6 protein-coding genes and 1 pseudogene are annotated in these 7,652 nt (G+C 48.4%); 5 read left to right on the forward strand and 2 right to left on the reverse strand.

Annotated features, from left to right (window positions below):
• The 3 genes from OEL57_RS11490 to OEL57_RS11500 all read left to right on the forward strand — a co-directional run.
• A partial coding sequence (locus OEL57_RS11490) for a sulfatase-like hydrolase/transferase (protein ID WP_300740674.1) occupies positions 1-379 on the forward strand: 379 nt, incomplete at its 5' end.
• 68 nt (positions 380-447) lie between these two features.
• Entirely contained in the window at positions 448-876 is a 429-nt protein-coding gene (locus OEL57_RS11495) for an HI0074 family nucleotidyltransferase substrate-binding subunit (protein WP_300740675.1), read from the forward strand.
• Positions 873-1,193 carry a nucleotidyltransferase family protein gene (locus OEL57_RS11500; protein ID WP_300740676.1) on the forward strand — a complete coding sequence of 107 codons (321 nt, stop codon included), beginning with the start codon at positions 873-875 and terminating at the stop codon, positions 1,191-1,193. The genes OEL57_RS11495 and OEL57_RS11500 overlap by 4 nt, the downstream gene beginning before the upstream one ends.
• Before the next feature lie 41 nt (positions 1,194-1,234).
• On the opposite strand, the pseudogene OEL57_RS17070 reads toward OEL57_RS11500, so the two are convergent.
• Positions 1,235-1,330: pseudogene (locus OEL57_RS17070) on the reverse strand (hypothetical protein); the annotation flags it as partial.
• Positions 1,318-1,506: a hypothetical protein gene (locus OEL57_RS11505; protein WP_300740677.1), complete on the reverse strand. Its 189-nt coding sequence runs from the start codon at positions 1,504-1,506 to the stop codon at positions 1,318-1,320. The gene OEL57_RS11505 and the pseudogene OEL57_RS17070, both read right to left, overlap by 13 nt.
• A 156-nt stretch (positions 1,507-1,662) precedes the next feature.
• Between OEL57_RS11505 and OEL57_RS11510 the strand changes: the two genes are divergently transcribed.
• Positions 1,663-2,709, forward strand: a complete 1,047-nt coding sequence (locus OEL57_RS11510) for a virulence RhuM family protein (RefSeq protein ID WP_300740678.1) — start codon at positions 1,663-1,665, stop codon at positions 2,707-2,709.
• Between the two features lie 775 nt (positions 2,710-3,484).
• Positions 3,485-7,652, forward strand: a 4,168-nt coding sequence (locus OEL57_RS11515) for an InlB B-repeat-containing protein (RefSeq protein ID WP_414718518.1), incomplete at its 3' end; no start/stop codon positions are given.

Consider the following 7,652-nt stretch of genomic DNA (forward strand, 5'->3'; position numbering starts at 1 on the left):
TGTGATCACCATGGAAAACCACGGGCCGTTGCATCTTGAAAAGCCGCAGACGGAAGACAGACAGCGTCTCTACATCCAGCAGCAGCCAGATGGATGTGATGACCTGACCGTCTACCTGCATCATCTGGAACAGGCAGACAGGATGCTGGGGATGGTTCGGGATCAGCTTGCAGGGATGCAGCGGGAAGGGCTGCTGTGTCTCTACGGTGATCACCTGCCGATTATGCCGCAGGTATACCGGATATTGGGTGAGCCGGATGGCACGGTTGACTATCTGATCTGGAGTAACAAACAGCAGCGGCATACTGTTGATGCACAGCCCCGTGCGGTGGAGCAGCTGGCAGCAGAGTTGTTGCGTGTTATGGTGGTGGCAGGGTAAGCATCATCTGGTAAAGCCGGGTTGTATGTGATACATCGTATCTCATTTCTGTAGTAGGGGGCAGGGGAATGGTTCTGGATTATTCATCACTTGCAAATGCAATCAGCCAGCTTGAAAAGAGTATCAACTTTGCCACCTCTGACATGGCCAGGAATGATGCCGATCTGTTCGAACAACTACGAAATTCTGTTATTCAGTGTTTTGAGTTTACTTATGAACTCAGCTGGAAGATGCTGAAACGCCATCTTGAAGCAGTATCTGCCACCCCGGAAGAACTTGACAACAGCAGCTTTCAGAATCTGATCCGTCTGGGAAATGAAAAAGGTCTGCTGCGGTCAGACTGGAGTCGTTGGAAGGCCTATCGTCAGGCCCGCACTGATAGCAGTCACACCTACGACAGCAGCAAGGCTGAAGCGGTATATGCCATTGCACCGGATTTTCTGGAAGAAGCGCGCTATCTGTATCAGCAGCTGACAGTAGGAAACACTCCTGCATGAGAGCAGGTGCGGTTTCCACGCTTGGCCTCACCCCCCATGATCAGGCCGAACTGAGTAAAATTCTTCATACCAGCCTTGCCGGTTATACTGTCTGGGCCTTTGGTTCACGGGTAAGCGGCAGTCCCAAAACCTATTCTGATCTTGATCTGGTTATCGTCACTGAACAGCCTTTGTCGCTGGAGCAGATGGCAACCCTGCATGAGGCCTTTGAGGAATCAGACCTGGCCATCCGGGTTGATCTGGTGGACTGGGCAACAGCCAGTGACTCATTTCGCAGGATAATTCTGCAGCAGTATCTGGTGGTGCAGGAAGGATAGGGGCGCGGCAGGTGTTCAACCGAACGCAAAAGCCGTTCAATCTGGATTGAAGCGTAAAAAGGTGAATCGGTTGCTATGTAATCATAGATATCATTCAGATCTGCAGCAGCCTTTTCACTCCAGATCAGTTGGCGCATCTTTTGGTCATCCGGGTACAGAGTTCCTCATGGGTAACGGTTTTTCCCTGGAGAATAGCCTGTTCTCCCGCTTCAATCTTCTGCATCAGATAGATGCGGTACATAAGTTCGTCGGCATCAATCTGGTCCGGCAGGTTGTGCACAAACTGTTCAAGCTGTGCTTTTTGAAGCTGCATGGCATTTTCTCCTTAAGGATGTCGAGAAAAATTGAAAGTTTTAGTGGGTAGACAGTAACACAGATTTGGGATAACGCAAAGCATGGGCACGGCGTGCCGTGCCCATGATGTACGACAAGAACATTTCAAACACAGGGTAAAATGAGCCTTCGTACTATGTCTGAAAAAGCGAAAAACGTTGATAGCCACATCAGCCTCGTTCGATCATCGGCAGCCGAATACCTGACCTTTGTTGCTGCAGCAGGCAAAGGCGGGGTTGAAGCGATGTATGCTGATGAAAACGTATGGCTGACCCAGAAAATGATGGGGCTGCTTTATGACGTTGATGTCAGGACGATCAACTACCACCTTAAAAAAATATTTTCAGATGCTGAATTGCAGGAAGATTCAGTTATCCGAAATTTTCGGATAACTGCCTCAGACGGGAAAAGCTACAACACCAGGCACTACAACCTTGCAGCAATCATTGCCGTTGGTTACAAAGTTAATTCTGAGCGTGCCGTACAGTTCCGCAAATGGGCAACTGCCATTGTTGAATCCTTCACCATCAAAGGGTTTGCAATGGATGATGAACGTCTGAAAAACGACGGCTCGGTACTGTCCAGACAGTATTTTGAAGAACAGTTGCAGCGGATTCGGGAAATCCGTCTCTCTGAACGCAAGTTCTACCAGAAAATAACCGACATTTACGCCACATCAATTGATTACGATATCACTGCGCAGGCCACCAGGCGCTTTTTTGCCACCGTGCAAAACAAGCTGCATTGGGCCATCAATGGCCAGACCGCAGCGGAGATACTCTATCATCGTGCTGATGCCGAGAAAGAAAACATGGGGCTCACCACCTGGAAGGATGCGCCCGGCGGAAAGATCCAGAAATTTGATGTAGTGGTTGCCAAAAACTACCTGACTGAAAATGAAATGGCGCAACTGCAACGACTGGTCTCAGCCTACCTTGATCTGGCAGAGGATATGGCCTTACGGCAGATCCCGATGACCATGCAGGACTGGGAAACCCGCCTGAACCGTTTTATAGAAGCCACTGATCGGTCTGTGTTGCAGGATGCGGGCAAGGTTACGGCGGAAATCGCCAGAGCGCATGCTGAAACAGAATTCGAGAAATATCGCGTTGTACAGGATCGTCTGTTTGAATCAGACTTTGACAGAATCCTGAAGCAGTTGCCAGAACAAGGCGGTTCGTAGGGGCAGGGAGTGCCTCGCCCGATCTTAATGTTGCCGTTCCATGATGTACGACAAGAATATTCCAAACCCGGGGAGAATAATGGGTATGCAACGATTGATGATGGTTATGGTCATTACTGTTTTGGTTTTGTGCTGTAATTTGGTGCCAAAACAATGTGCTGCGGAAACGTATCTGGATGTATTAGCCGGATACAGCCAGGTTGCCTCAGCAATGAACTCTTTTTTCGATGCCACGCTGAAGACGGCGGCAACAAGCTCCATTGAGAGTGGACAGCATAACGCGCAGGCCATGAATGCGCTGAAAAACTTCTGGAAATACAAGATCCCCATAGACAAAAAATACGATGCGGCAATACTTGATGGCTTTGCATCATATCACGATTTTAATAACGGCCTCTTTTCAACCAACAGAGAATTGCAGGCTTTCAGAGAGCTAAGTTTGCAGAAAGGTTATGCAGACGCTAAGACGTACACACAGTGGAATGAACAACTTGGTAGTACGTTAGGAGGCGCCGTGAAGGCGCTGAACTTTCTTTCGTTTGGGATGACTACTTACCACCTCGAAGAAAACTTGACTAAAGCAATTGATGTGGATACCTGGCAGATTAAGCCTGAATATACTGCACTGGCAGCTCAGAATCTCTTGGACGCTTATAATACCTCAATAGAAATTGCGAAGACAATTAACACTATATACCCCAAAAACGTTGCCGCCAGCTGGTGGTCACGCAACGCCTTTGCCAAGGGTCTTACTAACGTAATGGAAAAAGGCTCTATGGCTCCCGGATTAAATGCTGTTTTAATGGGTGCCCAGATTGAGTCCATGATCTACAAAACTCTGCGCGACAAGCAGATAACCGAGATTAAGGATAATCTGTTTTTCCAATACAATGATATCCGTAACAGCAGAGTGCAGATTATCAGTCAACTGATACAGCTTTTGGTGGATAGGGAAACTGCCAACGAGTCTGTCAGTCTGACAGATATCACCAACATTCTTGATAGATATCTTGTGCTGCGTCCAACGTACTCAAAGGCATTTGTTGGCCAAACCTATAAGCTGAGTGAGCTGTTCAATATCTACCGCAACAATCAAAGCCACCTGTCCACCAACTACAACGTCACCTCATTTGATGCCCTTTCTGATGCTGATAAAATAATGGTTGCGCTGGATGCTCTGGTATTGATGGCAAGCATAGAAGACGCAGAGCTGCAATCCTATATGTACAGCACCTTAACCAACGGTGTGAAAACTGCCGACAGAGTTTTTTCTGCACTTGAAGGCAGCAGCATCTATGAAATTTATAACACCGATGACCTGATGAATAAGATGTTTTTGTATAACAATACCGACACAGACGCTGTCACGTACTATGGCATCATCTTCAAAGCTCTATTCAACTCAGGCCATGCAACAAGGAAGATGGCGGCGCTGGCAGAAATAGGCCGTTATTCGCAGATGTTGAAAGATGCAGAGGATGCTGCAAATAAGCCGGAATACCTTGAAATCCAGGTGGCTGATAAAGATCTGGCAGTAGGCCCCACCCAGTATAACCATACCCAGTTTTATGCTGCCGCAGGCAGCAAAGTAAGGCTGGTTCCCCGTAATGACACAGCCTGGCCGGATTTTAGTGCCTTTCAAAATACCCAGATTCAGGTTGCACTTATCCCTTATAATGGTGTCAATGAAATGCACCTGACACTGGTAAACGCCAGCTATGTCAACGGAGCAATAGAATTTACCATTAGCGCAGGCAGTACTAACGGAGAACCGGTCACGTTAGTATCTGGCTATTTCGAGGTGCTGGGGGTAGAGGGGGGCAGCAATCTGCATTATTCGTCACCGAGACAGCAGATTACGCAGATGCCTAATATAACAACTCCGCCCGACGGCACTGATATGTCGTTAATCCTAAATGATCAATTTGAAGTGGTAGGCCTAGATAGTGCTATCTGGTCTGTTAGTGGTCATGATGTAACAGTTCATGATGGCATATTGGATTTACAAGCGAATGTAACCGACAATGTTGGTCGTGCAACTGCCAATTTCTTTTCTCCCCTGAAAAGGATAAGGGTGGAAATGAAACATTTTATGCATCCCGGTGGTAATTTTTATATGCCGGGAATCAGTTTTATTGCCGAAGATAATAGTGAGCCTCTAAATGTAAACTGGGTGAAATCTGACTATTCTCCAGATTATTGTTCAAACAGCAATAATTACAATAAGATCAGGATTAGTAATGTGACTGGTAATCTATCATGCAATGCTGAATTTTCGAGTCTATCTAGCTCATCTCAATATGATACTTGGGTTACAACCGTCATGGAGTACAACTCAGAGACTGGTTTAATTGCAATAGATTTTGATAATGACGGTATAATTGACTTTACAGCCACACAAGCGGCAAATCTACGCCATGCTATCAAGCGTATCGGACTTCATCCTTATGGTTGGTGGACAGGCCATTCTCATAAGTTTGAACACATTAAAGTGTACGGTGAGTACGCGCCAGTTCCTATTGCCACCTTCCTCTCTGAAAACCTTCCTGACAACAGCTATCAGATAGGCACTACCACCAAAACCTGGCGTTTCAAGTCCGGCACTAATGCCATAACCGGCCTCAAGGCTGTACAGGTTTCAGGCAAGACCTCCAGCAGGCTTGGTATTGCCCAGACCGAAATTGCCATTGGCGATGTTGCAGCAAACACCGAATTTACCGTAAACCTGCCGATAAACCCTGTGCATGATACAACGGATCTCAAGTCATCCTACTGGACCTTGGTTGACGCCAACAATGCAGTGGTGACCATAACCAATTCTAAAAACAACGATTTCTGGCTGAAGCTGCGTACCAACCGTGCCCCGGAGTTCAGTCAACTGCAACTTGAAAGCGTCGGCGGCAAGACCGGTCAATCGGTTTGCCTGCCGCTTATGGCTGCTGATCCTGATGGTGATGCCTTGAACTACAGCGTAACCTCTGGTGGCGGCAGTGTGGTTGACGGCACCTGCATGGGGATTAGCGGAAAGATGTATCAGGGCAGCTTTGCCTCTCCCGGTGTCGTTTCCGTGAGTATTCAGGTTAGTGATGCCATTGGAGCAACTGCCACAAAAGTTATCTACGGGGTTATTACCAGTGATGGTGCAGTAAAGGATTTCTTTAATGATCTGAAGTACGCCAATGCCACAACCGATCAATTAAAGGATCAGTATCGAGCCATCAACTATCTGGCATTGAAGGGTATAGTCATTGGTTTGCCTGACCCGAATGATGCCAATGGACGGGTATTTGAGCCCAACCGGGTTGCAAACCAGGCCGAAGCTTTGGCCATGCTGATGAAAGCGGCCAGCCTGCGTGGCTTTGTCACACTGGATGCCACTGTCTTTCCGCTTGCCAATCTGAGCAAATTTGATCCTGCAAGCGGTACCTATTACAATTTTAGTTGGGTAACGCCTTATCTCTTCAAGGCGCAGGAACTTGGCCTGATCAGTAGTGCCACAGAGTTTGAGCCTGATAAAGAGGCAACACGGGAGTGGTTTGCCAGTCTCTTGTCTGCATTACTCAAGCTTGAGGCGCCAACTGATGAATTCACTAATCCTTCTGCGTACAGCTTTGCGGACTCAGCATCATTCTCTGCCCAATACGATTATGACAAGGCCCGCGCAGCTGCGTTCTTCGGTTTTATGGGGCAATTAGGCAGCAGCTCAAGCTTCAACCCACAAAGCGCCATGATTCGGGCTGATGTTGCTGTTGTTGCCTCAAAGGTACTTCGTCGTCCCACCTTTAGTAGTATCACTGTTGCAGGGCTTACGGATCGTACAATAACCGGTGAGACTGTACCAAGTGTGTTGCTGGATCAAAGTTTTAGCGTTACCGGCGTGGCCGGGCTGAGCGGCAATCGGATGCTGGATGACGGCACCGGCAATATTAAAGAAGATGATCTCTTTAATGCTGGTGAATACGTTACAGTGAAGGCGATCAGGCCGGGTATGACACCGTATCTGGCCGGATCAAAACTGGCTGGCGTTTTAAGCGGTTCTCCCATAACCGTACAAACTTCTCCACCTGACATAAACTACAGTGAAAAACGATCTTTGCTGGTTCTTCTGGAGGCCGCAGACTCAGATGGACGCAACATTGTGCGCAACCTGGCAACAGTGCCCTATGGAGTCTATTTTCCGGATCGTGACGGGGATGGAGTTCGTGATGAACAGGATCTGTGGCCGGATAACCCGTTATACCATACTGACGCCAACGGCAACGGTATCCCCGATAATGCCGATGCACAATGGGGACTAAGTAATCGCCAGTGGAATGAAATAGTTGCAATCAACGGCCAGCAGATGACCCTGCTTGATGCCATTTTGAACGGTCTGTACAATTATCCGTTTGTCTCCAGGTTTTATATCCCAGAGACCAGCAATAGCCTCACTTTGGATGTGACAACCTTTACTGCTGATGGCGGCGCAGCACCTTACAGCTACTGCCTTGCCACCACCAACAGCAGCGCGGGCTGCAGCTGGAACAGCACCAAGCCAACCAGCTACAGCTTTGCCAGCGCCGGGGCCAAGACCCTGTATGCCTTTGCAAAGGATGCTAGCGGCAAGGTATCAGCAGCACGTTCTGCCACCACCACCATAACCCTGATGCAGACCCTGAATGTAACCGTAACCAATAGCAACGGCGGCGGCGGTTCAGTAACCATCCCCACTTCAGGTGGGAACACTACCTGCGACAGTGGCAGTTGCAGCAATAGTTTTGCTAAAGACAGTAGTGTCAGCCTGTCTGCCACACCCAATACCGCTTCAAGCTTTGGCGGCTGGTCAGGCGCCTGCAGCGGAACAAGCTCTGGTTGCACGGTGGTTATGTCTGCTGATAAGAGTCTGGGAGCCCTGTTTAATCTGGTGCCCAGGGCCCGGATCGGTGCTACTGCCTACGGTACCT

The sequence above is a fragment of the Trichlorobacter sp. genome (genome assembly GCF_030247655.1).
In the GTDB taxonomy this organism is placed as follows: Bacteria; Desulfobacterota; Desulfuromonadia; order Geobacterales; family Pseudopelobacteraceae; genus Trichlorobacter.